The 26,324-nt window shown below is 38.5% G+C and carries 27 protein-coding genes; 18 read left to right on the top strand and 9 right to left on the bottom strand.

The annotated features are described in order from the left end of the window. Nucleotides 1-142: 142 nt before the first annotated feature. Together Q4489_RS01245 and orn are read right to left on the bottom strand one after the other, a co-directional pair. The gene (locus tag Q4489_RS01245) at nt 143-652 is read right to left on the bottom strand and encodes a DUF4442 domain-containing protein (RefSeq protein WP_303476042.1); all 510 of its coding nucleotides are present in this window, start codon (nt 650-652) and stop codon (nt 143-145) included. Nucleotides 653-731: 79 nt separating this feature from the next. Beyond that, complete coding sequence (orn, locus tag Q4489_RS01240) at nt 732-1,277, bottom strand: oligoribonuclease (RefSeq protein WP_303476040.1); 546 nt, start codon at nt 1,275-1,277, stop codon at nt 732-734. Between the two features lie 158 nt (nt 1,278-1,435). Between orn and rsgA the strand changes: the two genes are divergently transcribed. The 6 genes from rsgA to Q4489_RS01210 all read left to right on the top strand — a co-directional run bounded on the left by rsgA (nt 1,436) and on the right by Q4489_RS01210 (nt 8,244). Beyond that, nucleotides 1,436-2,473 carry a small ribosomal subunit biogenesis GTPase RsgA gene (gene rsgA / locus Q4489_RS01235; protein WP_303476038.1) on the top strand — a complete coding sequence of 346 codons (1,038 nt, stop codon included), beginning with the start codon at nt 1,436-1,438 and terminating at the stop codon, nt 2,471-2,473. Nucleotides 2,474-2,498: 25 nt separating this feature from the next. Beyond that, the gene (gene asd, locus Q4489_RS01230; RefSeq protein ID WP_303476034.1) at nt 2,499-3,383 is read left to right on the top strand and encodes an archaetidylserine decarboxylase; all 885 of its coding nucleotides are present in this window, start codon (nt 2,499-2,501) and stop codon (nt 3,381-3,383) included. Next, nucleotides 3,383-4,129, top strand: a complete 747-nt coding sequence (locus Q4489_RS01225; protein WP_303476031.1) for a glycerophosphodiester phosphodiesterase — start codon at nt 3,383-3,385, stop codon at nt 4,127-4,129. Before asd ends, Q4489_RS01225 begins: the two co-directional genes overlap by 1 nt. A gap of 151 nt (nt 4,130-4,280) precedes the next feature. After that, a complete protein-coding gene (locus Q4489_RS01220; protein WP_074497895.1) occupies nt 4,281-4,667 on the top strand; it encodes a BlaI/MecI/CopY family transcriptional regulator in 387 nt (128 codons plus the stop codon). Nucleotides 4,668-4,693: 26 nt separating this feature from the next. Then, on the top strand, nt 4,694-6,598 hold the full coding sequence (locus tag Q4489_RS01215; RefSeq protein WP_303476026.1) for a M56 family metallopeptidase: 1,905 nt from the start codon (nt 4,694-4,696) through the stop codon (nt 6,596-6,598). Nucleotides 6,599-6,849: 251 nt separating this feature from the next. Further along, nucleotides 6,850-8,244 carry a diguanylate cyclase gene (locus Q4489_RS01210; RefSeq protein WP_303476022.1) on the top strand — a complete coding sequence of 465 codons (1,395 nt, stop codon included), beginning with the start codon at nt 6,850-6,852 and terminating at the stop codon, nt 8,242-8,244. Between the two features lie 139 nt (nt 8,245-8,383). Here the strand turns inward: Q4489_RS01210 and Q4489_RS01205 are convergent, their stop codons facing one another. Further along, nucleotides 8,384-8,893, bottom strand: coding sequence for a Spy/CpxP family protein refolding chaperone (locus tag Q4489_RS01205; protein ID WP_303476019.1), 510 nt, complete (start codon nt 8,891-8,893; stop codon nt 8,384-8,386). A gap of 148 nt (nt 8,894-9,041) precedes the next feature. Here Q4489_RS01205 and Q4489_RS01200 point away from each other — a divergent pair, with 148 nt between their 5' ends. From Q4489_RS01200 to Q4489_RS01190, 3 genes are read left to right on the top strand one after another with little or no spacing between them, the layout of a single operon-like run. Further along, nucleotides 9,042-9,743 (top strand): response regulator, encoded by a 702-nt coding sequence (locus Q4489_RS01200; protein ID WP_303476016.1) that lies wholly within the window; start codon nt 9,042-9,044, stop codon nt 9,741-9,743. 6 nt (nt 9,744-9,749) lie between these two features. Then, nucleotides 9,750-11,132: an ATP-binding protein gene (locus Q4489_RS01195; RefSeq protein WP_303476013.1), complete on the top strand. Its 1,383-nt coding sequence runs from the start codon at nt 9,750-9,752 to the stop codon at nt 11,130-11,132. 49 nt (nt 11,133-11,181) lie between these two features. Then, the gene (locus Q4489_RS01190; protein WP_303476009.1) at nt 11,182-12,165 is read left to right on the top strand and encodes an alpha/beta fold hydrolase; all 984 of its coding nucleotides are present in this window, start codon (nt 11,182-11,184) and stop codon (nt 12,163-12,165) included. On the opposite strand, the gene Q4489_RS01185 is transcribed toward Q4489_RS01190, so the two are convergent. Continuing rightward, nucleotides 12,132-13,022, bottom strand: a complete 891-nt coding sequence (locus Q4489_RS01185; protein ID WP_303476004.1) for a cation diffusion facilitator family transporter — start codon at nt 13,020-13,022, stop codon at nt 12,132-12,134. The genes Q4489_RS01190 and Q4489_RS01185 overlap by 34 nt on opposite strands. 133 nt (nt 13,023-13,155) lie before the next feature. Here Q4489_RS01185 and trmL point away from each other — a divergent pair, with 133 nt between their 5' ends. Then, nucleotides 13,156-13,620, top strand: a complete 465-nt coding sequence (gene trmL / locus Q4489_RS01180; protein WP_303476002.1) for a tRNA (uridine(34)/cytosine(34)/5-carboxymethylaminomethyluridine(34)-2'-O)-methyltransferase TrmL — start codon at nt 13,156-13,158, stop codon at nt 13,618-13,620. A 3-nt stretch (nt 13,621-13,623) separates the two neighbouring features. On the opposite strand, the gene gpsA is transcribed toward trmL, so the two are convergent. The 4 genes from gpsA to Q4489_RS01160 all read right to left on the bottom strand — a co-directional run bounded on the left by gpsA (nt 13,624) and on the right by Q4489_RS01160 (nt 15,919). Next, nucleotides 13,624-14,634 (bottom strand): NAD(P)H-dependent glycerol-3-phosphate dehydrogenase, encoded by a 1,011-nt coding sequence (gene gpsA, locus Q4489_RS01175; protein ID WP_303476000.1) that lies wholly within the window; start codon nt 14,632-14,634, stop codon nt 13,624-13,626. After that, nucleotides 14,634-15,134, bottom strand: coding sequence for a protein-export chaperone SecB (gene secB / locus Q4489_RS01170; protein WP_074497874.1), 501 nt, complete (start codon nt 15,132-15,134; stop codon nt 14,634-14,636). The genes gpsA and secB overlap by 1 nt, the downstream gene beginning before the upstream one ends. Nucleotides 15,135-15,222: 88 nt before the next feature. After that, nucleotides 15,223-15,471 (bottom strand): glutaredoxin 3, encoded by a 249-nt coding sequence (gene grxC / locus Q4489_RS01165; RefSeq protein ID WP_303475996.1) that lies wholly within the window; start codon nt 15,469-15,471, stop codon nt 15,223-15,225. Nucleotides 15,472-15,493: 22 nt separating this feature from the next. Then, the gene (locus Q4489_RS01160) at nt 15,494-15,919 is read right to left on the bottom strand and encodes a rhodanese-like domain-containing protein (protein ID WP_303475992.1); all 426 of its coding nucleotides are present in this window, start codon (nt 15,917-15,919) and stop codon (nt 15,494-15,496) included. Nucleotides 15,920-16,208: 289 nt separating this feature from the next. Here Q4489_RS01160 and gpmM point away from each other — a divergent pair, with 289 nt between their 5' ends. From gpmM to Q4489_RS01145, 3 genes are all read left to right on the top strand, one after another. Next, nucleotides 16,209-17,753: a 2,3-bisphosphoglycerate-independent phosphoglycerate mutase gene (gene gpmM / locus Q4489_RS01155; protein ID WP_303475989.1), complete on the top strand. Its 1,545-nt coding sequence runs from the start codon at nt 16,209-16,211 to the stop codon at nt 17,751-17,753. Between the two features lie 38 nt (nt 17,754-17,791). Then, entirely contained in the window at nt 17,792-18,952 is a 1,161-nt protein-coding gene (locus tag Q4489_RS01150) for a murein hydrolase activator EnvC (RefSeq protein WP_303475986.1), read from the top strand. A gap of 75 nt (nt 18,953-19,027) precedes the next feature. Further along, nucleotides 19,028-19,780 carry a divergent polysaccharide deacetylase family protein gene (locus Q4489_RS01145; RefSeq protein ID WP_303475984.1) on the top strand — a complete coding sequence of 251 codons (753 nt, stop codon included), beginning with the start codon at nt 19,028-19,030 and terminating at the stop codon, nt 19,778-19,780. 40 nt (nt 19,781-19,820) lie between these two features. Here Q4489_RS01145 and Q4489_RS01140 read toward each other — a convergent pair whose 3' ends face one another. After that, nucleotides 19,821-20,582, bottom strand: coding sequence for a serine protease (locus tag Q4489_RS01140; RefSeq protein ID WP_303475982.1), 762 nt, complete (start codon nt 20,580-20,582; stop codon nt 19,821-19,823). Between the two features lie 165 nt (nt 20,583-20,747). Here Q4489_RS01140 and Q4489_RS01135 point away from each other — a divergent pair, with 165 nt between their 5' ends. The 5 genes from Q4489_RS01135 (at nt 20,748) to Q4489_RS01115 (ending at nt 26,296) form a co-directional block, all read left to right on the top strand. Next, nucleotides 20,748-21,602: a patatin-like phospholipase family protein gene (locus tag Q4489_RS01135; protein ID WP_303475980.1), complete on the top strand. Its 855-nt coding sequence runs from the start codon at nt 20,748-20,750 to the stop codon at nt 21,600-21,602. A gap of 110 nt (nt 21,603-21,712) precedes the next feature. Beyond that, the gene (locus tag Q4489_RS01130) at nt 21,713-23,308 is read left to right on the top strand and encodes an acyl-CoA ligase (AMP-forming), exosortase A system-associated (protein WP_303475977.1); all 1,596 of its coding nucleotides are present in this window, start codon (nt 21,713-21,715) and stop codon (nt 23,306-23,308) included. After that, nucleotides 23,305-24,534: a pyridoxal-dependent decarboxylase, exosortase A system-associated gene (locus Q4489_RS01125; RefSeq protein ID WP_303475974.1), complete on the top strand. Its 1,230-nt coding sequence runs from the start codon at nt 23,305-23,307 to the stop codon at nt 24,532-24,534. Before Q4489_RS01130 ends, Q4489_RS01125 begins: the two co-directional genes overlap by 4 nt. An 88-nt stretch (nt 24,535-24,622) precedes the next feature. Next, nucleotides 24,623-25,426: a PEP-CTERM/exosortase system-associated acyltransferase gene (locus Q4489_RS01120; RefSeq protein ID WP_303475971.1), complete on the top strand. Its 804-nt coding sequence runs from the start codon at nt 24,623-24,625 to the stop codon at nt 25,424-25,426. A gap of 9 nt (nt 25,427-25,435) precedes the next feature. Further along, nucleotides 25,436-26,296, top strand: coding sequence for a ThiF family adenylyltransferase (locus Q4489_RS01115; RefSeq protein WP_303475968.1), 861 nt, complete (start codon nt 25,436-25,438; stop codon nt 26,294-26,296). Nucleotides 26,297-26,324: the final 28 nt, after the last annotated feature.

The raw sequence follows: 26,324 nt of genomic DNA, 5'->3' as shown, positions 1-26,324 counted from the left end.
TGCAAAAATAGATCAGTACGCTATCGTAGCGTTACTGCTTCAGCTTGAAGAATCTTAGTGATTACCCTTTATTACTATTCGTGTAATCAGCGGTACATATTCAACATGCAATCTTTACAGTTTATGGAATTATGACTAATAATCAACGGCTTTCTTTATCAGCTTCAGTTTTTCGTTTCGGCACCCATGCCCATTCCAATGTGCAAACTATGGGTTGTTGGTCAGTTTCATCAAATATCTTCACAGGTACGACTAACTCACCCTTTTCAGTATTAATAATACTGTCGCGTTGATCTTGATTTAACAATGCAATTGCTTTTAAGTTTCCTTGCATTCGTCGTTGATAGTCAATACGCATCGACTTTAATAATGGAATGCAAGTGTCTGGTACATTCATACCAAAAACCATACCCGTTGTAGACTCTGCTAATACTGCAGCGGCCACAGCATGTATAGAGCCAATGTGGTTTTGAACTTTTTTTCGATTTGTTAACCGCACGACCGCTTTTGCGTCGGTTAATTGTTCAATAATAATTCCAGTAGTGCCTGCATATTTCACTTTTGAGCAAAAAATTCGGGTTATTAAAAAGCCTTTTATGCCAGCAGGCAATACATTTAATTTATTAATGGTCTTGGCGAGTTTATTACGCATAATTTTCTCTTTACTGGTCTGACCATTAAACCTTAGCAAAGAAAAAAGCACTTGTCGTGCTTTTCTAACTGTATTGCTATTAACAATTAAATAAATGTTCGCGATACACTTTAAGCTCTGCTATCGATTCTCGAATATCATCCAACGCTAAATGCACGCCTTTTTTTTCTACTTTAGCTAAAACTTCTGGTTTCCAGCGTCGTGCAAGCTCTTTAATCGTACTAACATCTAGATTTCGGTAATGAAAATACTGTTCAAAATTAGGCATATATTTATTAATAAAACGTCTATCTTGCCCAATACTGTTTCCACACATCGGTGATGCGCCCGCTGGTACATACTTTTCTAAAAAAGCTATTGTTGCCTTTTCTGCATCTAACAAGGAAGTATTACTTTCTCGACAACGTTGCGTTAACCCCGATGCACCATGAGTATCGATGCACCACTGATTCATATTGTTTAGCACTTCGTCAGATTGGTGAATAGCAAAGACGGGGCCTTCAGCAAGCAAGTTCAATTGACTATCAGTTACAATGCTAGCAATTTCTAAAATCACATCATGCTCAGGCTCAAGACCTGTCATTTCTAAATCTAACCAAATTAAGTTGGTGTCGCTTAAAGACATATGTTTCCCTTAATGACTTGCACTTGAACATTACGAAACGTTGACAAGTAATAGCTGTAAGATAAATTTATCCGTATAATACGTGACAACGCATATTGATTAAAACACTTTGTTTAAATCAAACTATATATTAACGACGATTAAAATGAAAAAATTCTGTGGCAAAAGCTAAAAAACTGACAAAAGGTCAACTCAGACGAATTAACGCCAACCAAGCGAAGAAGTTAGCGCGAAAATCTGCATCTATCGAATGGCAAGATGACGAATTAGGAGAATCACAACAAGGTGTGGTGATCAGCCGATTTGGACAACATGCTGACGTTGAAAGCACATCGGGCGAGATTATTCGCTGTAATTTACGTCGCTCTGTTGGCTCTTTAGTTTGTGGTGATAAAGTACTTTGGCGACAAGGAAAAGAAACACAGCACAGTATTTCAGGTGTTATTGAAGCTGTGCATGAACGTGATTCTGTGCTTTCTCGTCCTGATGTTTATGACGGCGTTAAACCCATTGCCGCCAATATTAGTCAGATTATAATTGTGACTTCGGTATTACCTGCTTTTAATGCTGATATTATTGATCGTTATCTCGTTGCTGCAGAGCAAACCGATATACCACCAATTATTCTGCTCAATAAAATAGACTTACTTGATGAAGAGCTCACTGAGATTATCGATGAGCAATTACAAATATACCAAGATATTGGTTATAAAATATTGGCAGTTTCCAATAAAACTCAAGAAGGTATCGCTACGCTTAAAGCACAATTAACAGATAATACCAGTATATTTGTCGGACAATCAGGTGTTGGTAAGTCAACATTAACTAATTCGTTAATGCCTGAACTTGGCCTATTAACCAAAGAAGTGTCTGAAAACTCAGGGTTAGGGCAGCATACAACAACGGTGGCAAGGCTTTACCATTTTCTTGATGGTGGTGATTTAATTGATTCTCCAGGCATTCGTGAATTTGGCTTATGGCATTTAACGCCTGAACAAGTTTACCAAGGCTTTATTGAATTTGCAGACTACCTTGGCACCTGTAAATTTCGAGACTGCAAACACCAAACAGATCCCGGCTGTGCATTGGTAGCCGCTTGTGAAGCTGGTGCTATTCATCCTGATCGTTTAGCAAGTTTTCAGCGTATTTTATCCAGCCTAAGTACAAATACGCTAACGTCTAGATTTAATGACTAACATAAGATAATTAAAGGAACCATACGTGTCCGTAGATAACATAAAAATCGCTTTACAATATTTAATGCCAAAACACGGTATTTCACGACTTATTGGTAAGTTTGCCGCAGCAGAAGCAGGTTGGTTAACAACCAAAGCTATACGATGGTTTATAAAGGCTTACAATATCAATATGGAAGAAGCGAAATTTAAGAATGCCGAAGATTTTTCTACTTTTAACGAATTTTTCACTCGTGAATTAGCAGAAGGCGTTCGACCTATAAACCCCGACCAACACGAAGTTTGTTACCCCGTAGACGGTGCTATAAGCCAGCAAGGAGACATCGTAGATGGGCAATTAATTCAAGCAAAAGGATTTAATTATAGCCTAAAAAGCTTACTCGGTGGCGATAACAAAACCGCAGAACCCTTTGAAAATGGCAAATTTTCCTGTATTTATCTCGCACCGAAAGATTACCACCGCATACATATGCCAATGAGCGGCACACTTAGAGAGATGATCTATGTGCCTGGTGAGTTATTTTCAGTAAACCCACTCACTGCGCAAAATGTTCCCGATTTATTTGCTCGAAATGAACGTGTTGTCACAATTTTTGATACAGAACATGGTAGCTTAGCAATGGTATTAGTTGGTGCAACTATTGTTGCCAGTATTGAAACTACTTGGGCGGGTACCATTACGCCACCAGCAGGGAAAGACGTTTTTCGATGGCAATATCCAAAATCTGGCACTGGCGCGATTCATTTACAAAAAGGTGAAGAAATGGGCCGCTTTAAATTGGGCTCTACCGTCGTCGCTACGTTCTCACCCAATATGGTTGATTTTGAGCCTGAAGCTGGCCCTGAAACAATCACCCGTTTAGGGGAAACTTTCGCGACCATTAGCACCGAAGAGTCAACGTTAGCGTAATGAAAATTATTGCTCATCGAGGCGCGAGTGGCGAATATCCCGAAAATTCACTACTCGCCTTTGAGCAAGCAATCGTGCAAGGTGCTGATGCAATTGAACTTGATGTTCATTTTCATGCACCAAGCAACTGTTTTGTCGTTATTCACGATCATTTTGTTGATAATGTTACCCAAAAAAACGGAGACATTAATCACTTTAGTTTAACAGCACTAACCGCGCTGACTATTGGATGTGCGCAGCATATTCCCACCCTTGCTCAAGCACTGCACTATATTAATGGTCGTGTTTTAGTAAATCTTGAAATCAAAACAGTCCCCCAAAGCACAACAGAACTAAACGCGTTGTTAACCTCATTACAAGCTCAATTAACGCAAGCCCAACAACAGTTTAATTTTTCACCGAAGCAAATATTATTGTCTAGCTTTGATCACCAACTAATGATTGCGTGCCAACGGTTTATGCCACAATATGCCGTTGCTGCACTGATTGCTCATAACCCTGTTGATATGGGCGAGTCGCTAATTTCATTAAATATCTATGCTGTCAACCCAGCAATAGATTGCTTATCTGCTGACTTAATCACACATTTATCTGAAGCGGACATAAAGATATGGGTGTATACTGTTGATCGTGAAGAAGATATTTTACGTTGTTTAGCATTAAACGTTGATGGCATTTTTACTAATTTCCCCAAACACTCTCGAAAAGTTATTAACGAATTTCATGCTAGACAAATAAACAATTAAAATTTAACATAAATAACAACAAGTTAACCTAATATTAATTTAATGTAAATTTTAGTTGCTCATTTATTCAACACGAGATACGATTATGTTCGTAATATAATTGTAACAACGTGGAAACAGTGTTAACCACACAAAGCATTAAGGAACTTCAATGGCTCATGATAATAATGGTGTTAAGCCTACAGAAGCCGAGCTGACTTTATTAAATATTTTATGGCAAATTGGTCCTGCAACAGTACGTCAGGTTCATGAAACGGTAAGCCAAACACAAAGAACAGGCTATACAACCGTACTTAAAATATTACAAATAATGCATGAAAAGTCGTTGGTGATTCGCGATGAAAGTAATCGCGCACATGTTTATGCCGCGGCTAATAGCGAAATGCAAACACAATCATCGTTAATTCGTGATCTGATCACTCGAGCATTCGGCGGCTCAACGTCAAAGTTAGTGATGCGAGCACTCAATGAAAGCACAAGTAAAGAAGACATAGCAGATATTCGTAAGTTATTAAATGATTTAGAAAAGCAGGAATAACACACACATTCGTGTAAAAAAACAGAATGGATAGCATAGAAAATAGCGCAATATTATATTATCTCGCACTTACCTTGATTCACTTTTTGTGGCAGGGTGGTTTAATCGCGCTCACATTAAAATTTTCTTTAGTATTAACTTCTTTTAAACACACAAATATCCGATACCTATTATCAACCACAGCAATGGCAATGTGCTTGATTGTGCCCATTGTAACATTTTTCCTTATTTATCAGCCTGACATCAGCCCATCTTTAATTTTACAAAATGCTTTACCAGCATCTGATACAGACGAGTTATTCTTGGTAACGAACCCTCAAACTTGGCAACAAGACGTCCTTGGTTCATTACCAATTTTATCCATTCTTTGGTTAGCGACAGTCAGTATTCTTGCCATGAAGTTAATCATTGAACTTTATCACGTGGTTCAATTACCAAAACATGGCGTTAAGTTGCCTTCTAAGCCGTTAAATAACACCTTTGAAGCCTTAGTTGAGAAAATCAAATTAACACGAAAGCCGAAATTACTTATTGCGCTACATTGTGATGTGCCTATGGCGATTGGTTGGTTAAAGCCCGTTGTATTAATACCTGCGGCAATGATAACCGGATTAACACCAGCCCAATTATCCATGTTAATGTTACATGAATTAGCGCATATCAAACGTTATGATTATTTGGTTAATTTACTGCAAACGTTGATTGAAACACTTTTATTTTTCCACCCTGCTGTACGCTGGATCTCTAAGCAAATGCGTAACGAGCGCGAATATTGTAGTGATGATATCGCCGTTGCACTATCAGGCGATGCCTTGGCATATGCACACACGCTTACCGATACGGCAAGCTTATGCCATCACCATCGACATCACGCAATACCAACGATGGCAATGGCAGCTTCTGGCGGTGACTTAAAAAAACGTGTACTTCGTTTAGTTGATCAACATCACTGCGCTAAAACAGATGAATCAGGAAAGTTTTTAGCATCAGTGTTGATTATCGTTTCTATCCTTGCTGTGGCTTTAAAACCTTATATAAAAATGCCAATTGTCGATTTATCTTCCGGCTATATCTCTTTTGCAAGTTCAGCAACAGATGCTCCTCGTTCTTTTTCAGAAAATGAAGCTCAACTTTCACAAGCTTCGATTGCTAATTTATTGATCAATCAAGATAAAGTACCAAAAGACAATAATACAAACACTTCTCATGAAGTGATTAGTACTACAGCGCCAACACTCGCTTCAAATGAAACCTCTATCGATCAAGAGGTCAATCAATCTATTGAAAAACAGGAACAAAAGCTGAAGAAAAACATCATTGCTCCTTTAGAAAAAAAGCCGGCATTATCCAATGAAACAGTTGCAAGTGAATCCCTAAACATCGAGCAAGCACCTAAAAGTGCCATTGAAACAATATTACCAGTAACGGAAAAGTCATCTTCAGAACTCGCCTTTGAGCGTACAAGTTCATCAAATAAAGCTTCACGACTTGAAAACCCTTATTCTCAACAAGTTGCCGCGTTAAATCATGAACCAGAGATTGAAAAAAATCAGGATCAAGTAAAACGAACAGTTCCGCTGCCAATACCACACTCTCGATTAGTGGCCTTTACTCAGCCAAAAGAAACAACACCTGTGAATATAGCACCCCCGCCGGTTCGCTCTAAAGCGTTATTGCTAACGTCTCCTGATCCGAGATACCCCTCATCAGCAAAGCGTAAAGGCTTAGAAATCGACGTAGCCGTAAACTTTACCATCGATACCTTAGGTCGAGTGAAAAACATTGAGTTCGAAAAGAAAAGTAGAGTGAGTTATTTTAAAAGTGCGATCAGAAACGCAATGGCCAAATGGCGTTTTCAACCTGCAAAAGTCAATAACAAACCTATCGAAAGTAAAATGACAAAAATATTTTCGTTTAGCTTAATGAAATAACAACTCTACGTTAATACAAAAAGTGTGCTCTCCTAGTTGTATATTCAGCTTAACAAACTAATCGTGATGAGTTTTGGTTAACAATCTCTTGGCACAATTGGTAAAATATAAACTTACCCTCAAATCAACCAACGATTAATTGCAGTAATTTACGTTTCAGATTAAATAGTTGTGCTAACCTTAATTTAGCTCAACAAGGATTGGACAATACCTTCATAGATGATGTAACTACAGTTTATTTTAGGTGAACAATGACGAAGTTAAACGGTGTAACGCTTCAAACACTGCTTGAAAATGCAAATATTGGCATTGTTGTACATAGTTGGGATACAACTGTTGTATATGCCAACCCTGTCGCACTCAAACTACTTAGGCTTACGCACGAGCAAATTATCGGAAGAGATGCCTTAGACCCTCAGTGGCGTTTCATCGATGAAGGTAATCGTCCAGTTCAGCATGAAAATTATCCAGTTTCAATGGTGAAAAGGTTTAAAGCTCCACTGAATAATGAAGTATTAGGCGTGATTGATAGTAACCAATTGAAGCCTTCTTGGTTCATGGTCAACGCGTACCCTGAATTAGCACACAAAATTGAAGATAGCTTTATTGTAGTAACCTTTAATGACATCTCGGAACAAAAGCACCTTTTCTCATTTAGATCGATTGTTGATAATGCACAAGATGTCATCATCGTGACTGAATCTGCAAATATAGATATGCCGCTAGGTCCTAGCATTGTGTATGTTAATAAAGCGTTTGAACGACTAACCGGGTATACACAAGATGAAGTGATTGGAGACACCCCGCGTATTTTACAAGGCAAAGATACCGACAAACATGAATTAGCTAAAATCAAGCAAGCACTGTTAAACAAACAAGCCATTACAACAACTATTCTTAATTATTCAAAAACTGGTCACCCATATTGGCTCAGTATGAGCATATTTCCCCTTAAGAACAAATATGGTGATGTTACTCACTTTGCCGCGTTAGAACGTGATGTTACAAGTGAAAAGTACTATGCTGAACAACTTGAGTCTAAAAACCTCAGTTTAAAGAATATAAAAGAAAACCTTGAAAAGATTATTCATGAAAAAACTCAAGAGCTTTATGATGCAAATAAAAAGCTATACCATCACGCTTATTACGATGCCTTAACTGAGATCCCTAATCGACGAAGCTTTACTGAGCAAGCAAATAAGCAACTTAGCAGAGCAAAACGTGATCAAGCTGTAATTTTGCTAGGTTTAATTGATATAGACCTATTCAAAAAATTTAATGATAATTATGGTCATGCTGTTGGTGATCAAGTATTAATAGCGGTTGCAAAAACACTCTATGCATTCTTTAGGCAAGAAGATGTATTTGGGCGCTACGGTGGTGAGGAGTTTGCCTTTTGTATTTTAATTACTGATGAAGATCAAGCGTATGATATATGTGAACGCTTGAGCAAAAAAATCGCCCTATCTACTATTAGTCTTGAAGATGAAACCCAATTATCCATCACGGTGAGTATTGGCGCTAGTGTGGCGCATGTTGATGAAAAAACAACGTTAACAAAAGAGTTAAATAACGCTGATACCGCTCTTTATCAGGCGAAAAGCAGTGGTCGTAATTGTGTAAAAGTTAATATATCAACAAGATAAAATGTGTTAATTCAAAGCTTTTCTAATAAAAAAGAACCAAAGAAGTCTTTTTCACAAAGACTCCTTTAGTTCTACTTGCAAGCAACGCTGTTGTATCATCGCAGCGGTTATAGTATTAACCTTTATGACCTATATCACGTTACGAGTCGTGTTGCTTACGTTTTCCTTTACGTTTTGCTTTTTTCTTTCCTTTTCTTTTATCTTGGAATTTGGCAAATTTTTCACGCTGTTCATCGTTCAATACCATATAGATAGCATTTTTAGTTTTTGCTCGTTGAAACGCTGATTCTGTTAGTTGATCTTGATTTTGCTGGTGTAGCGTTAAGAAAGCTTGCTCAGTAAAATTTTCACTTTGCACTAACGCTTTCATTTCATCACGAAATGCTTTTCTGCTTGCTTTATTTTGTTCTTTAACGATTTTTGCATCTTGATAAATCGTTTTAATCTGCGCTTTCTGAGCATCATCTAACTGTAAGAATCGCGCCATTCTTTTTAACTGATGCTTCGCCATTGATTTACCTTTATGGTGACGCATTTCTTTTTGGGCTGTATCTGTTGATTGATCTAACATGATTGCTTGAGCAGGTAGCGCTAATGGTAAAGCTAAACTGATTGCAACAATACAAGACTTCAATGATAATTTGTTCATAGTACTCTCCTCTAAAAGATTCACAATTATCATAACGAACTCAATGCAAAGAAACGCAAAGGAATGTAAAAGTTATGTAAAGACTTCATGTCTCCCCCTTTGCTCGGTTAATATAACAATGCAAATACCAACGACAGGGAAATAAACGATGACAGATACACGTACAATATTAATGATTGATGACGATAAAACGTTAACTGATCTGTTATGTGAATATTTGTCATACGAAGGTTTTCAACTGGAAGCTCGGCATGATGGTATTTCAGGCTTAGCCGCAGCAAAAGACAGTAAATATAGTTTAATTTTGCTTGATGTTATGATGCCAGGGCTTAACGGTTTTGAATTATTAAAAGCGTTAGGTGGTAAACATGCAACGCCCATTTTAATGCTAACCGCAAAAGGCGATGAAACCGATAAAGTATTAGGGTTAGAGCTTGGCGCTGATGATTACCTCGCTAAACCTTTCCAACATCGTGAGTTATTAGCCCGCATCAACGCCATTTTACGCAGAATTGATATTGTTCAACAACAGCAAAATCACAATGTAAATTACCATATTAACCATGTTCAGATGAACCCCGCTACCCATGAAGTACATTGTCATGATCAACTCATTGAGTTAACTGGCACAGAATATCAATTACTCACGTTACTCATGGAGAATTCAGGTTCAATTGTTAGTAAAGAACTCATATCACAGCAAGTCATGCAACGTAAACTCAGCCCTTTTGATCGCAGTATCGACATGCATGTAAGCAATATCCGAAGAAAATTTTCAGCGTATGCACAAGATGACAAAATTAAAACTATTCGCGGTGCTGGCTATATTTTTTTATCGGGTAACGAGTAATAACGCATGTTGAAACTTAAACAATTTTTTAGCTCAATTGGCGTTAAACTTTTTCTAGTTTTCTGGATCACCACAATATTGTCTATTGCGATGACTCACTTTCTCACTAATCAGCTAGATCAAGAAAATGTTATTTTGCCATCTAATGCAAAGGACATGGTTAAATTAAGCCGCATTACGAGCCGAATTGAACAACAAAACTTTAAAACGCCAATCCAAGCAATTGAGCGTAGCGACCGATTCTTAAAACAAACGTTATTTATAAAAGATCCACAAACAAATCACATTTATTACCATAATAAACGTTTTGCGAAACCTCTAGCCAAATACCTAAGAAAAAATGAAATCACGCATAAAACAAGTGTATTATTCCATTATGCTCGAATTAGCGGACCTACTACGTTAGAAATCCAAGGTGCTGAATATCAATTATTTATCGCATCTCGTGTAAAAAGTAGTGATGTTAGTGAAACAATCCTGCTGATGCCACATTGGGTACGAATTTTCGTTCCTATATTATTAAGCCTGTGCTTTTGTTGGATTTTCGCAAAATATTTAACCAAACCAGTACGTGCCATGGAAAAAGCAGCGTTAGTAATTGGTAATGGTGACTTTAAAGCCCGTGTTGAAAATAATGAAAATCGTCAAGATGAATTAGGTCAACTGGCAAAAAGCTTTAACTTAATGGCCGATAAGCTTGAGAATAATATTTCTGCTCATCAACGACTATTAGCTGACGTATCACATGAATTAAGGTCGCCGTTAACACGATTACAAATCACTTTGGGCTTACTAGATAAAACGCTGCCAGATGATGAAAAGAAAAATAATTTATTATCCCGTTGCGAAAAAGAAGTAATGCAACTTGATGACATGATCAGTAATGTATTAACGCTCTCTCGTCATGAAAACACCTTAGAACCCATACAAATGACGCTTTGTGATCTCTCACAATTAATGTCAACGATAGTTGAAGATGCGCAACTGATTGCCAATGAAAAAAACATCAACATTAAGCTAAATTCCGAAGAAAATATTGCATTGAAATTAAACGCGCCTCTTCTTAGTAGTGCGGTTAATAACGTGATATCTAATGCCATTAAATATAGCCATGAACATCAAGTTATTGAAGTGACACTACGCCAATATCAAGACATCGTTGAAATTTGTGTCACTGATCACGGCAAAGGCGTTCAAGACCACCACTTATCCAAACTGTTTGATCCTTTTTACCGGGTATCTGATGCCAGAGACAGAGACAGTGGTGGTACGGGTTTAGGCCTGGCCATTGCCAAACAAGCGATAGATAAACATCAAGGAAGTATTATGGCCACGCATAATCCATCAGGTGGACTCATTGTCACTATTACCTTGCCATATAGTTTATAATTCAATGCTATTCGTACTAAGGTGAAGCAGTAGCTAAAGCTGAAACGTCATGAGTGAATTGAATAAGAAAAAATTGGGTGCAATAGCAAGTTTTTGGCAACAAGCCAAAACAGCGAGTTTCATCGGTATAGGTAATCTACGTATCGCTTATGTTTATATTATTAAAGATCCGGAATTACCAACCCTTGTGATCTCTAGCGGGCGTAGCGAAAGTTATTTAAAGTATCAAGAACTTGCTTATGATTTATCGGCGATGGGTTTTAACATTTTTATACCCGATCATCGTGGCCAAGGCATATCTCAACGAATACTAGGGAACACGCATAAAGGGTATGTTGAACATTTTGATTATTATGCCGATGACTTAGCCACCTTTATTACTAACGAAGTACAGCCTATTATCTCGAATAAAAGCCTATCCATTCTTGCCCACTCTATGGGCAGCGCAATCGCATTACGGATGTTACAACGTCATTCAGTATCAATAACATCAGCTATTCTAGCGTCACCGATGATCGCAATCAATTTTGGCAAAACGCCTTACTGGTTAGCCAAAACGATTATTCAATTAGGCAACTGTATCAATCGCATGGCAACAGTAGAACCCTGGTACTTTCCTGGTCATAAAAATTACCAACCAGCCCTATTTACTGATAACCCATTAATGGGATGTAGTGCTCGATTTGAACGCTTTATTAACTTATACCAACAAGAGTCTACATTACAGTTGGGTGGTGTCACGTTTCATTGGTTAGCGCAAGCTTTGCAAGCAAATAAGAATATTTTTCGACAATTATCGCAGATCAAAACACCGCTTTTTATATTACAAGCGGCTAATGATGTTATCGTAGATAACCGAGCACAAAATACGTTCTGCCAACGGTTACATCATCTCTATCCACAGTTGTGCGCACACAACCCCAAAGTGTTTGATGAAGCGAGGCATGAATTATTATTTGAACAAGAGTACATACGTGAAGAGGTACTTACATATATTCATCAATGCCTTACCACAACGGAAACAGGGTCATGATGAATGAACACTTCACAAGGCGCCAGTTGCGCTTCTACCGCTAACCTAATTTCTTCGCCTATTTCGTGTGCTTGATATAAAGGCAAGTCATCGTCAAGCTCTAAATGACATTGTATAAACCGTTTTTCACCTGCTTGCCGGCTACGAATATCATGCACTCCAATAGCTAGTTTGTGTTTTGTTACCACGTCTTGAACTATCTTTATCTCTTCATCCGTTAGTTCATGATCCATCAGTTGATCAACACTTTGTTTTAATATTTTAAATGCTCCAACAATGAGAAAAACACCAACAATTACAGTAAAAATACCGTCCGCTTTTGGCCATAAATAATCGCTCAGTATTAATGAACACAACACCCCAGCATTCAACAGTAAATCAGATTGATAATGTAAACTGTCAGCTTCTATGGCCAAAGAATTTGTTTGTTTAAGCACCCATTTTTGAATAACAACTAACAATAAAGTAAGTGCAAAAGCAACAATAGTTACCCAAATACCTACGTGTGATTGCTGAATAATAACGGGGTTTGAGGTATGTTCAATACCATGAATAATAAGGAATATTGCCGACGCTAAAATAAAAGCAGATTGAAACAACCCAGTTAAGCTTTCCGCTTTGCCATGACCAAACTTATGGTTGTGATCGGCTGGTCTCAAGGCAATAGTTAACATGATAAGGTTGATAAACGAAGCAGCAAGATCTAATAGTGAATCTGTAGAAGAGGCTAACATTGCACTTGCGCCAGTAATAAACCATGCATATAACTTTATGGAAATTTGCACAACCGCAAACAGAACCGCACAAAACGCGGCGATTTTTACTAACCGTTGATAACTAGCCTGTTTTTTTGTCATTGCTTTACAACGCTATGGATACATAAGAACCATTGTAGTGTACCTAACATGCACTAAACTTTCTAACCAATGCTGTTCTCTTCGAGATGCTAAACGGTATAATACCGTTTTATTTCGATCGCGAGAATTCATTATGTTAGACGTGGTATTGTTTCAACCGCAAATTCCGCCCAATACCGGTAACATCATTCGGTTGTGCGCCAATACAGGATTTAATTTGCACCTCATTGAGCCACTGGGCTTTGATTTAGATGATAAAAAGTTAAAACGCGCAGGGCTTGATTACCATGAGTTTGCAGCAATAAAGCGCCATAAAAATTTTGCCAACTTCGTGAATTCTGAACAACCTCAACGTATCTTAGCCATCACCACTAAAGCGACAAATTATTACGGCGATGTTTCATTTTCAAAGGGTGATTATTTACTATTTGGCTCAGAAACAGCAGGTTTAACGGAAGAAGTACGACAGCAAATACCAGACAAAGATAAAATACGTATCCCGATGATTGCAGGTAGTAGAAGTATGAATTTATCTAACGCCACCTCTGTGATCATTTACGAGGCGTGGCGTCAGTTAGGGTTTGAAAACTCGATATAAATATTATTCGAATTTACGTTCGCGTGACAATAAATCAGACGCTGCTAATTTAGCGTCTTTACCACAATACAACACTTGATACACCTGCTCAACAATAGGCATTTCAACATTAAGGCGTTGCGCTAACATATGTACTTCTTTGGTATTTCGGTAACCTTCAACCACTTGACCAATATCTTGCATCGCTTGTTCAACATTGGTACCTCGGCCTAACGCTAAACCAAAACGGCGATTACGTGATTGATTATCCGTACAAGTGAGTACCAAATCACCTAAGCCCGCCATGCCCATAAAGGTAGTAGGTTCGGCATGCAAGGCAGCACCTAAACGTGACATTTCCACCAAACCGCGTGTAATTAATGCTGTTCTGGCATTAGCCCCAAAGCCAATACCATCAGCCATTCCAGCGCCAATCGCAATAACATTTTTTACTGCGCCACCGAGTTGCACACCAATAAAGTCATTATTTGAATAAACACGAAAGGTTTTTTCACAATGTAATAAACGAGAAAGTTCATCAACAAAAGACTGCTCTGTAGATGACACTGAAATTGCGGTAGGTAAACCTGCGGCCATTTCTTTCGCAAAAGTTGGGCCAGACAATACAGCCAATGCAATTTCATTACCTAAAATTTGACGAGCAACATCTTGCAATAAACACCCTGTATCAGGGTCTAAACCTTTAGTTGCCCATGCGATACGTGCATTAGCGGTTAAATCAGATTTAATGCTTTTAAGTAAATCGGCAAAAGCATGACTTGGCACCACAACTAATACATTATCGCTTGCCGATACCGCCGATGATAAGTCATTGGTTACCGTTAATGTTTCGGGAAATTTAGCACCAGGTAAATAACGTTCATTTGACCGCGCTTTTTCCATGGCTGAAACATGTTTAACATCACGTCCCCATAACAAAGTGTTATGGCCGTTACGAGCAAAACAAATAGCAAGGGCGGTGCCGTAAGACCCCGCCCCTAATATGGTAATATCCATTGATGACTGGTGTGTCATTAGTGGGTTTCTGTACTCGCAGGCGCTTCTGCACCTTGCTCAGCTGAACGCTGTTGAACATAAGAAGCAAATAGTGCATCAAAATTAACAGGCGCTAAGTTAATTTGAGGGAAAGAACCTCGGTTAACTAAACTAAATACCGCTTCACGCGCATACGGGAAAAGTGTTGCTGGGCAAAATGCACCAATAGTATGCGCAAGCTGAGCTTCTGGTAAGTTACCAATGGTAAAAATACCTGCTTGTTGAACTTCGGCTAAAAAGGCTGTTTGTCCTTCAACTGTTGCTGTTACAGTAAGTGCTAAACAAACTTCATAGGTATCATCAGCAAGTTTTTTAGAACGTGTGTCTAAATCTAACTTCAACTCTGGCTTCCATTCTTTTTGAAAAATAGCAGGAGAGTTAGGCGTTTCAAAAGAAATATCTTTTGTGTAAACGCGTTGAATGGCAAATTGTGGCGCCTGTTCTGCGCCTTCTGTGCTGCTTTGGTTTTCGTCAGCCATAATATATATTCCTTAGTGAGTTGCTGTAGATTAAACAGCGGTTCTATTTATTAAATAATGAGAGATCGGTGATCTATGTTTATCTTTTCTACAATAAGTCATCAAGCTGATTACGAGCGTGCAATGCAAATAACTCATCACAACCACCCACATGATGATCATGAATAAAAATTTGCGGTACCGTATAGGCACCATTAGCCCGCTTGATCATGTCTTCACGTAACTTAGCATCACCGTCAATTTTAATTTCACGATAATCTACGTTCTTTTGATCTAACAGCATTTTTGCTCGCATACAAAAGCCACATGTAACTTTGGTATAAATTTCAACAGCCATGACAAATTCTCAATTAATCAAATTATTTTGCTACTGGTAACCCTGCACCAGACCAAGCATTCATGCCACCTTTCAAAACACTGACACGGCTAAAGCCTGCTTTAAGCATTTTATTGGCAACATTTGAAGCTGATACACCAGCAGCGCATACAAGAATAATGGGTTTATCTTTCGATTTTTCAAGCGTAGCAAAGTCATCTTTATTCGCTTTTTCGCTTGGTAAGTGTTTAGCGTCTAAAATTCTAGCCGTTTTAAACTCTTTTTCTGAGCGTATATCTACCACAACACCCTCTTCTCTATTTACGAGAAAAGTCAGTTCTTGAGGAGATAACTGTTTGATCGGAGAAAGCTTTATGCGAACACTTATGACTACAATCGCCAAAAATATACCAACCCAAGCAGCGGTTAACATAGGGTGATTCCCTAAAAACGCAATAAATTGTTCCATTTGTTTAATCGTATTTAAGTTCGAAAATTTTGCCGACAGTATACAGATTACTACGTTTTTTTACAGATTTATTCAATCATTCATACCGTCTTTTATGCAAAAAATCGTTTATCAATAAAAAACTCACTATTACGCTATTCTTCATTGTTCAAAAAATTACCGCATTGCAATCAACGCTATGGTTTTTGTTAGAACGATTTTGTCTAGTTCAATAGCAGCAATTTATTATCGTAATTGATATACTTGGCAGCAGTTTACGTTCGCTGAAAAATATATGTTAGGAACTGGCATGGCTAATAAAAAACCAACCGTATTAATTATTTTAGATGGCTGGGGCTATCGAGAAAACCAAGAATCAAATGCAATTCAACACGCAAAAACTCCGGTATTAGATAACTTATGGGCCACCAAGCCTAAAATGCTTATTCAAACATCTGGAATGGCAGTAGGACTACCAGATGGCCAAATGGGTAACTCTGAAGTAGGACACGTAAATTTAGGTGCTGGACGCATTGTTTATCAAGACTTTACTCGTATTACTAAAGCGATTGCAGACGATGAATTTGACCAAGTACCCGCGCTTGTTTCTGCTGTAGATAAAGCGGTTGCTAACAATAAAGCTGTTCACTTATGTGGCTTAATGTCACCAGGTGGTGTACACAGCCATGAAGATCACATTCTTGCCATGATTGAGCTAGCACACGCTCGGGGCGCAAAAGAGATATATTTACATGCGTTTCTCGATGGTCGTGACACGCCACCACGGAGTGCTGAAAATTCATTAATAAAAGCACAAGAAAAATTTGCCCAATTAGGTTGCGGTCAAGTCGCTTCTATTATTGGCCGCTATTACGCGATGGATAGAGATCAACGCTGGGAGCGTGTTGAAGCAGCCTACAATTTAATGGTACTCGGTGAAGCAGAATATCAAGCAACAGATGCTGTTTCAGGATTACAAGCCGCCTATCAACGTGATGAAAATGACGAATTCGTCAAAGCAACAGCAATTCCTAATACAAGCGGTCAAGCAATAACCGTTGATGACGGTGATGCTATTATATTCATGAACTTTCGAGCTGATAGAGCTAGACAATTTACACGCGCTTTTGTCGAACAAGATTTTGATGGGTTTACTAAGAAGAAAGCGCCTGCGTTAGCAGATTTTGTGATGTTAACAGAATATGCCGCCGATATTAATGCGCCAAGTGCATTTCCGCCAGAAGAGCTCAATAACGTTCTAGGGGAATGGTTAGAAAAGCATGACAAAACGCAACTACGTATTTCTGAAACTGAAAAATACGCGCATGTAACCTTCTTTTTTAGTGGGGGTAGAGAAGATACCTTTATTGGCGAAGAGCGAGTGTTAATTCCTTCCCCACAAGTCGCTACCTATGATCTTCAACCAGAAATGAACGCCCCTTTATTAACTGATAAATTAGTTGCAGCCATTGAATCTCAATCGTATGATTTTATTGTGTGTAATTATCCCAATGGCGATATGGTGGGTCATACCGGAAAGTTTGATGCCGCGGTTAAAGCTTGTGAAGCTGTAGATAATTGTATCGGACGCGTAGTTACTGCGCTAGAAAGTGTTGGCGGTGAATGCTTAATTACAGCTGACCATGGTAACGCAGAACAGATGGCAGATAACCAAACAGGTCAAGCACATACCGCACATACTTGTGAACCCGTTCCACTAATTTTTGTTGGTCGTGACGCAACGCCTGCATCGACAGGTGCACTTAGCGATATTGCTCCTACTATTTTAAATTTGATGGCACTACCACAACCAAAAGAAATGACAGGTTCAAATCTGATGGAGCTTACTTCATAATATCGCATGATACTTTTTCAGCGAGTTTATTCTTTAGTATGACAACACATAGCCTTTTGCAAGTATGGCGGGATAAAAAGCGAGTACTTACTCGCTTTTTATCTGTTGTGGTTCTGTTGTTCTCACCAGTACTATATGCACAAGAAACAGCGACTGATGAACAGCTCGATCAAGTAAAAAAAGCGATCAAAAAAGAAAAATCCACTATTAAAGAAGTTGATCAGGAACGCGAACGTTTACTTAAACAACTTCAATCCGATGAGCTCGCCATATCTCAGCAGACTAAATCGCTACGAAATACAGACAAAAAACTAGACAACACGCAACAAACGCTGCATCGTCTGACGAAAGAAAAACAACAGTTAACCAATAAAAAACAGCAACAAGAAGCCCTGCTAGCAAAACAGCTTAGAGCCGCATACAGTACTGGGCATCATGATTATCTAAAATTAATTTTAAACCAAGAAAACCCAGGCAAAGTCCAACGTACTGTTAGTTACTATCAATATTTAAATACCGCTCGCATAAAAGAAATAGAAGCCTTTCAATCAACAATTACCCAATTAAATGAAGTTGAACAGCAACAACTCTTACAACAACAACAACTTGCTCAATTAAAAAAGAAACAACAAGAAGACAAGCAAGCACTAGAAGCAGGCAAACAACGTAGAGAAAAAACGGTTAACGCTTTAAATAATCAACTAATGTCAGCAAAGCAGCAGTTAGAAAAATTAGAGGCTGAAGAAGAAAGTTTAGTTGCAGCATTAGCCAGAATCGCACGTTTAAGTAAACAAGATTTTTCACTCAGCGGGCTATCATCACTACGCGGTAAGCTTAATTGGCCGGTAAATGGCAGAATAAATCGCAGTTTTGGTTCAAGAAAGCAAGGCTATTTAAAATGGAAAGGCGTTTTATTAGCTGCGCCCTCAGGTAAAACAATATCAACTATTCACCATGGCGTGGTGCTATTTTCAGATTGGTTGAAAGGTTATGGATTGGTGACCGTTATTGATCACGGAGACGGTTACATGAGCTTATATGGCCATAACCAAGCGCTATTAAAATCTGTTGGCGATAGAGTAGAAACGGGTGAGCCCATCGCTCTTGTTGGGCAAAGTGGTGGTCAAAACCAATCAGCACTGTATTTTGAAATACGTCATAATGGCAAGGCGGTAAACCCTAAACTATGGTGTCGTTAATTAATTGTTAGTTAATCTCGAAACTCAGCAGGTTACTTGATAGACTCATGAGAATAATAAAATAATACCTATCGCATGACTAAATATTCGCTCTTAGCATTCTTCGTTTTTTTTGCTTGCCAATGCATTGCCCAAAATGCACAGGTTGCCATTATTATTGATGATATTGGGTACCGAAAAACAGATAGCGAAACCTTAGCATTACCCGGTAATATCACCTTTGCTGTATTGCCTCATACACCGTTTGGTAAAGTAATCGCTGAACAAGCCCATCAATCAAACAAAGATGTGATTATTCATGTACCGATGGAATCAACCTCAGGTAAAGCATTAGGACCTGGCGCATTAACTGCGCAAATGGATGAAACAGAAATTCGCCATACTCTGACGCTCGCATTAGAAGAAATACCCTTTGCTGTTGGTATTAATAATCATATGGGTAGTAAGCTCACTACATTATATTCACCCATGGCATGGACCATGCGTTTTTTAAAAGAGAAAGAACTTATCTTTATTGACAGTGTTACCACTCGAGGGTCGAAAGCTAGAAGCTTAGCCAAGCAATTTGATGTACCAAATTTAAGTCGTCGAGTTTTTCTCGATAATCAATTAGACCAGCACTATATTCGTCAACAATTTAATGAGCTTATCTATTATGCTAAAAAAAATAAACGCGTAGTAGCTATTGCACACCCTCACCCTGAAACCATGCAAGCACTGCAAACACTCATTCCTGAATTAGCCAAGCACAATATCGACTTAGTCAATATTTCAGCCTTACTTCCAACAAAACCCTCTGTGCTTTCAAAAGTGGCCGCAGAAGACTAAAGGCAAATTTGTTAAATCCGCTAAAATATCACTCAGCCTGTTACTTGAACGTAATTTTGTTTTTTTCTAGCAATTCAATTACATATTTAATAGGAATAGCATAAGTTATCCCACTAGGGTTTGTGATCACCCCTTCTTTGGTTTTTTGCACAAATACTTTATTAATCACACCAACCACCTTGCCAGTAGAAACTTCATATAAGGCACTACCACTGTTACCAGGATAAGCGGTTGCATCTAATTGATACACTAAGTAAGGATCACGTAAACGTTTTAACATTGCGATGTTAATTTTTTTAGCATCAGCAACAGGCGTAATAGTTGGCGTGATACTCGCAACAATACCTCTGTGTGTTACCGGATAAAGCCCTAACACTGCACCAATAGGAAAACCAGTAAACGCAACATAACTACCTTCTCTGATAAAATCACTATTTGATAGCGTCATGGCGGGTAAAGGGTCACCCTCAATGGCAAGTACAGCTAAATCATACTTCGCTGATGAATCAATCAAACGTGCTTTGCGCACAACTGCTTGCCGCCCTGAGCCAACGAATACCGCGAGTTGTTGTTTTAATGCAACGTTTAACGATTCTGGTACTACATGATGATTTGTAACAACAAATTTTCCGTTGCCTATGACAAAGCCTGTGCCATGTAATTGATTCTTAGGCCGACCAGTTGGCGTATAAACGCCAATTCCAACAACAGAGGGTTTAATTTTTTCGAGGGTATCAGCCAACTCACTCGCGTGTAATGCCCCACAAAGAGCAAAATAACACCACATAATCCATTTTATCATCGACTTACTTCGCACCTTATACGTTGTTATTCTGAGATTAAATTTATCAAAAAGCCTCAGTCGTAAAAAACACTTTTACATGAACTTTTATAAATTATTATGCAATATTATGGTTTTTGACCATAATTATATTGATAACAATAAGTTAGTTTTAAAGTGAAAGCTATGAATACTCAAAAAATTGTCCCTATTCTTGCTGGCGGCGGAACACGCCTTCCTGCCCACGTTGGCATTTTACAAGCACTTCATGAATATGATCTCGATTTTGATCATATTGTTGGAGTTTCCGGTGGTAGTATTATTAGCAGTCTATATGCTTCAGGCTTATCCATTGCTGAAATTAAACATGTCGCTCTAAATACCGATTATACAAAGTTTCGTGGTTATTCTTTAATTAAATTATTACGTAATGGCGGCCTTAGTTCAGGTGATGTATTTGAACGTTGGATCGATCGCCTACTTCATGGCAAAACATTCAAAGAAATGCCCTTTAACTTACACATTGTTGCAACTGACGTAGCTCGCGGTAAACCCGTGATCTTTAACAAAGAAAATACACCTGATTTAAAAGTGTCGCTTGCGGTACGCTTCTCGATGTCAATTCCATTGGTTTTTAGCTTTAAAACCTTTGATAAACATTTAATGGTTGATGGCAGCATTTTATCAGAAGATGCCTTACATCGTGATTGGGCAAATGATGGCACTCCTGTGGTTTGCTTTCGCTTGAAAGGCGATTATGAATATGACGATATCAAAATAAAAGGCATGTTCCCAATCGTGCAATATGTCAGCTTATTAATACGTACTTTTATGACCACCATATCTCGAGAATATATTAATGAAGCATTCTGGCATAATACAGTAGTCGTCAATACGGGTATTTCTTCAGCAGTTGACTTTGGAATGACATTAGCACAAAAAGAAGCCCTATATTACAAGGGCTATCATACTGCCACGAAAATATTACCGATCAAAGTAAAAGCGCTATCAATTGATGTCAACAAAACAGTAAAGCTTTAATTGTTATTTCAAAGTAATTTAACTTGAAAAGCAAAGGCATAGCATCAGTACACAATTTGTATTAACATAACATCAACATTTTATATTTACGCTTCTCGTAGGCATTAGCCATGACCAGCTTTGTTCATGAACTCATTTCAAGTTCAGCCAGCAAATATGCCGATAAAACTGCTTTAACCTGTAAGTCGACCAGCCTTACATATCAACAGTTGCAACACGAAATCACCACTAATGCTAATGGTTATAGCGCATTATCGATCACACGTTTCGATCGTATCGCAGTTTTACTACCGAAAAATATAACAGCAGTCACCGCTTTATTTGCATGTAGTAAAATAGGCGCTGTTTTTGTTCCGATTAATCCATTATTAAAAACAGCACAAGTTGAACATATATTAGAAGATTGCCAAACAACGTTATTAGTGACCAATAAAGCAAGGTTTCATACCCTCAAAAATCAACTAAATAATCTCACGTCGTTACGCTATATTTTACTCGTTGATGAACAAGAAGTGACTCACGAAACCATCGAGCACATAAGTGTCATATCGTGGGGATTTTTTCGTGAAAATAAACTCACTGCACCACCTTCTCGGCCGATAAAATCAACCGAAATGGCGGCTATTTTTTACACCTCTGGCAGCACAGGAAAGCCCAAAGGCGTGGTACTATCCCATCAGAATATTGTTATCGGCGCACAATCTGTTAGCAGCTATCTACATAACAACGAACACGATGTGATTCTTGCTGCATTACCCATTAGCTTTGATTACGGGTTTAGCCAACTTACTACAAGTTTCCTCGCGGGTGCGCATTCAGTTTTGATTGATTACTTATTACCACAAGATTTGCTCAGAGCAGTAGAGCAACATAGCGTCACTGGTCTTGCTGGCGTACCGCCGTTATGGGGTCAATTAGCAAAGCTTAATTGGCAAAAGTATAACACCACAAGTTTGCGGTATTTCACTAATTCAGGCGGTGCACTACCTGAAAATATTTTATCAACTTTAAGAGCAGCAGTGCCTGATGCGCTGCCTTATATGATGTATGGGCTGACAGAAGCTTTTCGTTCAACCTATTTACCACCAGAAAAAATTGATTGTAAACCCAACTCAATAGGCAAAGCCATTCCAAATGCAGAAATCTTTGTGATTAATGACCAAGGAAAAGAATGCACGGAGAATGAACCTGGTGAGCTTGTGCATACCGGACCGTTAGTTTCCTTAGGATATTGGAATGCCCAACAAGCAACGCAAAAACGTTTTAAACCATCCCCTTGTTCACCACAAGGAATAAAGTTACCTGAAATAGCTGTGTATTCAGGCGATACCGTGAAAAAAGATAAAGAGGGTTATTTATATTTTGTTGCTAGAAACGATGAAATGATCAAAACATCAGGTTATCGAGTCAGTCCCTCTGAAATTGAAGAAGTGTTATACCAACATGCAAATGTTTTAGAGTGTGTGGTAATCGGTATAGAGCATTTAATGCTAGGGCAAGGTATTATTGCACTTGTCTCGAGTACGCAAGACGAACAAACATTACAAGACGAACTATTGTTACATTGTAAAGCAGCTCTGCCCGCTTACATGGTACCAGAAACAATCATTGTTTTGTCTGAGCTACCACATAACGCAAATGGTAAGCTTGATCGTAGTTTACTAACATCAACGTACCAATCTTACTTTTCGGATAAAGTATCATGAGTAAATTACATGCCCCTATGTCACAGTTTCACATTGATCAACAACAGCTATTGATTGGTGACAAAACGTTAGCACAAATTGAAATGCTCGTCGGACAAACTCCCTTTTATGCGTATGATGCAAATATCGTTAAAAATACGATTACGACACTCAAAGCCGCCTTACCACCACAAGTAAGTTTGCATTATGCCGTTAAAGCGAATCCTTATCTGCCACTGGTCAATTTTATTAAACCGTTAGTCAAAGGCTTTGATGTTGCTTCAAAAAAAGAGTTATTGCTAGCATTACAAACAGGCATGTCACCAACGAATATTAGTTTTGCAGGCCCAGGAAAAACCCAAGAAGATATCACAGCAGCTATAGTTGCAGGTATTACCCTACACGTTGAATCAACAAACGAATTAGCGAGCATTATTGAGCTTGGTAAACAACTGAATACCACACCAAATGTAGCAATACGCGTAAACCCAGCATTTGAACTGAAAGCCTCTGGTATGCGAATGTCTGGGGGAGCTAAACCCTTCGGTATAGATGAAGAGCTATTACCTGAAGTGCTAACAACACTGGATTATGATGCGGTAAATTTTAGGGGTTTTCATATTTACTCAGGCTCCCAAAACTTGCAAGCAGATGCCATCATCGACATGCATAATAATACCTTTGCACTAGCAGAAAGGCTCATGCTGATCACAAAGAATAAGATCTACTATATTAATATAGGTGGTGGCTTTGGTATTCCATATTTCCCTGGGGATAAACGATTAAATACCGCGCCTATTATGGAAAATTTAGAGCGTTTGTTCACACAGTATGTAACGCTTTCACAAGTAGAAATTATCATGGAGCTTGGCCGATATCTAGTGGGTGAATGTGGTGTTTACGCCAGTAAAGTAGTTGATATTAAAACATCTCGAGAGCAAAAGTTTCTTGTTTGCAATGGTGGTTTACATCATCACCTTGCCAACTCGGGTAACTTCGGACAAGTGATAAGAAAAAATTATCCTGTGTCGTTAGGTAATAAAATGTCACCTGAAAATAACGATACGGAATGTGTCACACTTGTAGGCCCGTTGTGCACACCGCTTGATGTTTTAGCAAATAAAATTGAGCTACCCAAAGCAAGTATTGGTGATTTTGCTATTATTTATCAATCTGGTGCTTATGGCCCTACCGCTAGCCCGCAAGACTTTCTAAGTCAGGGAAGAGTAGCTGAAATTTTACTATGAAGAAAAAAATTAGCATAAAATTAGTAAGGTATTTTTACCAGATACTGTTATATTTAAACTTAAGTGATAAAAGGCGTTTTCTGATTATATGAGCGGATATTCTATAGCAAAGAACTTTGATCAATTTTTTAAGATCAGGTTTGCTAACACCAAGGAACTTCAACAAGAAGCCTACAAAATCAGGTACGGAGTCTATAGCGAAGAGCTAGGCTGGGAGCCTAGTAACGAAGAGCGAATGGAAAGTGACGACTGCGATGACTTCTCTTACCATTGCTTATTGGAGCATCGACGTACAGGAACTTACGCAGGTTGTATTCGGTTGATTATTCCCCCTGCCGAAAACCCGTCTTATCAGTTACCTTTCGAAAAGCATTGTCTAGATAGCGCTAAAAATGAGGTATTAGATACACAAAGTCTACCACGAGGAGGCTTTGGTGAAATATCTCGACTCGCCGTTTTAGCATCGTTTAGACGTCGTGAACAAGAAAAAAATAAACCTTACGTATTAACTAATGTTGATCCAGACACCATGTATTCAGCAGAGGAGCGACGCAACTTTCCAAATATTGCTATTGGCCTTTATTTAGGTGGTTTAGCGTTAGCTAGTATGTGTCATCATGTTGGCATCATGGTAATGATGGAACCAAGACTAAATCGACGACTACAGCGCTTTGGCCTTCCTTTTAAACAGGTTGGCGAAGAAATGAATTATCATGGTCGTCGCGCTATGTTTTTCTTAGAAGAAAAAAGTTTCTACGTTGATCTAAACGAACAAATGCAAGAGTTGTATGAGATCGTTTATCAAGAATTATCAACTCAAATTAAATTAAAACCATATGGAAGTGACGGAAAATTTGGGATCCCCGAAATTTATAGAGCCCCCATTACATAGGCAAAAACAATGTCACAACAATTTGATTACGATTTAGCTTTTTCTCGTAATATTGGCTGGTTTACAGAAGAAGAACAACAGACACTACGCAACAAATGTGTAGCAATTGCAGGCTTAGGTGGCGTTGGTGGTGATCATTTTCTGACACTCGTACGGTTAGGCATTGGAAAATTTCATGTCTCTGACTTCGATGAGTTTGGTTGTGAAAATACTAATCGCCAAGTAGGAGCTAACATCAATAGTTATGGTGCTAAAAAGTTAGACACTATGGTTAAAATGGCTTTAGAAATTAACCCTGAGCTTGAAATAAAAACCTTTGATGAAGGTATCAATGCTAACAATATCCATGAATTCTTAACTGGTGTGGATTGCTACGTAGATTCACTTGATTTTTTCGTGATGGATGCTCGCCGTTTAGTGTTTGATCAATGTTCAAAAAAACAAATACCTGCCACGACTGCTGCACCTATTGGTATGGGAACAGCTTGTCTAAATTTTCTTCCAGGTGAGATGACATTCGAACAGTATTTTCGATTAGAAGGCCATACTGAAAATGAGCAATACTTAAAATTTTTTCTTGGCTTAACCCCTGCCGCGCTACAAAGTGCGTATTTAGTGGATCCATCAAGACTTGATTTAGCCAATAAAAAAGGCCCTTCTACCTTTATTGGTTGCCAACTAGCCGCAGGCGTTGCAGCATCACAAGTGATGAAAATTTTTCTAAATCGCGGCAAAGTGCTCAATGTCCCTTGGGGGCTACATTTCGACGCTTATACAAATCAATATAAAAAAACATGGCGACCAGGTGGTAATAATAACCCTATTCAAAAGTTAGCTTATATCATAGCCAAAAAGAAAATGGCGATTTAAGCCAACTGTTTCATTTACTGCTACAAAG

Source organism: Thalassotalea sp. 1_MG-2023 (assembly GCF_030546745.1).
GTDB lineage: Bacteria > Pseudomonadota > Gammaproteobacteria > Enterobacterales > Alteromonadaceae > Thalassotalea_C.
The sequence above is the reverse complement of the archived record's forward strand: the minus strand, read 5'-3'. Positions and strand labels throughout refer to the sequence as shown.

What these genes read in the sequence shown, in the direction of transcription:
- gpmM (WP_303475989.1), top strand. Translation starts at nt 16,209, where the DNA reads ATGGCTAATAAAAAACCAACCGTATTAATTATTTTAGATGGCTGGGGC.
- Q4489_RS01160 (WP_303475992.1), bottom strand. Translation starts at nt 15,919, where the DNA reads ATGGAACAATTTATTGCGTTTTTAGGGAATCACCCTATGTTAACCGCT.
- Q4489_RS01150 (WP_303475986.1), top strand. Translation starts at nt 17,792, where the DNA reads ATGACAACACATAGCCTTTTGCAAGTATGGCGGGATAAAAAGCGAGTA.
- Q4489_RS01115 (WP_303475968.1), top strand. Translation starts at nt 25,436, where the DNA reads ATGTCACAACAATTTGATTACGATTTAGCTTTTTCTCGTAATATTGGC.
- Q4489_RS01185 (WP_303476004.1), bottom strand. Translation starts at nt 13,022, where the DNA reads ATGACAAAAAAACAGGCTAGTTATCAACGGTTAGTAAAAATCGCCGCG.
- grxC (WP_303475996.1), bottom strand. Translation starts at nt 15,471, where the DNA reads ATGGCTGTTGAAATTTATACCAAAGTTACATGTGGCTTTTGTATGCGA.
- Q4489_RS01245 (WP_303476042.1), bottom strand. Translation starts at nt 652, where the DNA reads ATGCGTAATAAACTCGCCAAGACCATTAATAAATTAAATGTATTGCCT.
- Q4489_RS01125 (WP_303475974.1), top strand. Translation starts at nt 23,305, where the DNA reads ATGAGTAAATTACATGCCCCTATGTCACAGTTTCACATTGATCAACAA.
- trmL (WP_303476002.1), top strand. Translation starts at nt 13,156, where the DNA reads ATGTTAGACGTGGTATTGTTTCAACCGCAAATTCCGCCCAATACCGGT.
- Q4489_RS01145 (WP_303475984.1), top strand. Translation starts at nt 19,028, where the DNA reads ATGACTAAATATTCGCTCTTAGCATTCTTCGTTTTTTTTGCTTGCCAA.
- Q4489_RS01215 (WP_303476026.1), top strand. Translation starts at nt 4,694, where the DNA reads ATGGATAGCATAGAAAATAGCGCAATATTATATTATCTCGCACTTACC.
- orn (WP_303476040.1), bottom strand. Translation starts at nt 1,277, where the DNA reads ATGTCTTTAAGCGACACCAACTTAATTTGGTTAGATTTAGAAATGACA.
- Q4489_RS01205 (WP_303476019.1), bottom strand. Translation starts at nt 8,893, where the DNA reads ATGAACAAATTATCATTGAAGTCTTGTATTGTTGCAATCAGTTTAGCT.
- Q4489_RS01200 (WP_303476016.1), top strand. Translation starts at nt 9,042, where the DNA reads ATGACAGATACACGTACAATATTAATGATTGATGACGATAAAACGTTA.
- Q4489_RS01210 (WP_303476022.1), top strand. Translation starts at nt 6,850, where the DNA reads ATGACGAAGTTAAACGGTGTAACGCTTCAAACACTGCTTGAAAATGCA.
- Q4489_RS01195 (WP_303476013.1), top strand. Translation starts at nt 9,750, where the DNA reads ATGTTGAAACTTAAACAATTTTTTAGCTCAATTGGCGTTAAACTTTTT.
- Q4489_RS01120 (WP_303475971.1), top strand. Translation starts at nt 24,623, where the DNA reads ATGAGCGGATATTCTATAGCAAAGAACTTTGATCAATTTTTTAAGATC.
- Q4489_RS01225 (WP_303476031.1), top strand. Translation starts at nt 3,383, where the DNA reads ATGAAAATTATTGCTCATCGAGGCGCGAGTGGCGAATATCCCGAAAAT.
- Q4489_RS01135 (WP_303475980.1), top strand. Translation starts at nt 20,748, where the DNA reads ATGAATACTCAAAAAATTGTCCCTATTCTTGCTGGCGGCGGAACACGC.
- Q4489_RS01140 (WP_303475982.1), bottom strand. Translation starts at nt 20,582, where the DNA reads ATGATAAAATGGATTATGTGGTGTTATTTTGCTCTTTGTGGGGCATTA.
- Q4489_RS01220 (WP_074497895.1), top strand. Translation starts at nt 4,281, where the DNA reads ATGGCTCATGATAATAATGGTGTTAAGCCTACAGAAGCCGAGCTGACT.
- Q4489_RS01190 (WP_303476009.1), top strand. Translation starts at nt 11,182, where the DNA reads ATGAGTGAATTGAATAAGAAAAAATTGGGTGCAATAGCAAGTTTTTGG.
- gpsA (WP_303476000.1), bottom strand. Translation starts at nt 14,634, where the DNA reads ATGACACACCAGTCATCAATGGATATTACCATATTAGGGGCGGGGTCT.
- Q4489_RS01130 (WP_303475977.1), top strand. Translation starts at nt 21,713, where the DNA reads ATGACCAGCTTTGTTCATGAACTCATTTCAAGTTCAGCCAGCAAATAT.
- secB (WP_074497874.1), bottom strand. Translation starts at nt 15,134, where the DNA reads ATGGCTGACGAAAACCAAAGCAGCACAGAAGGCGCAGAACAGGCGCCA.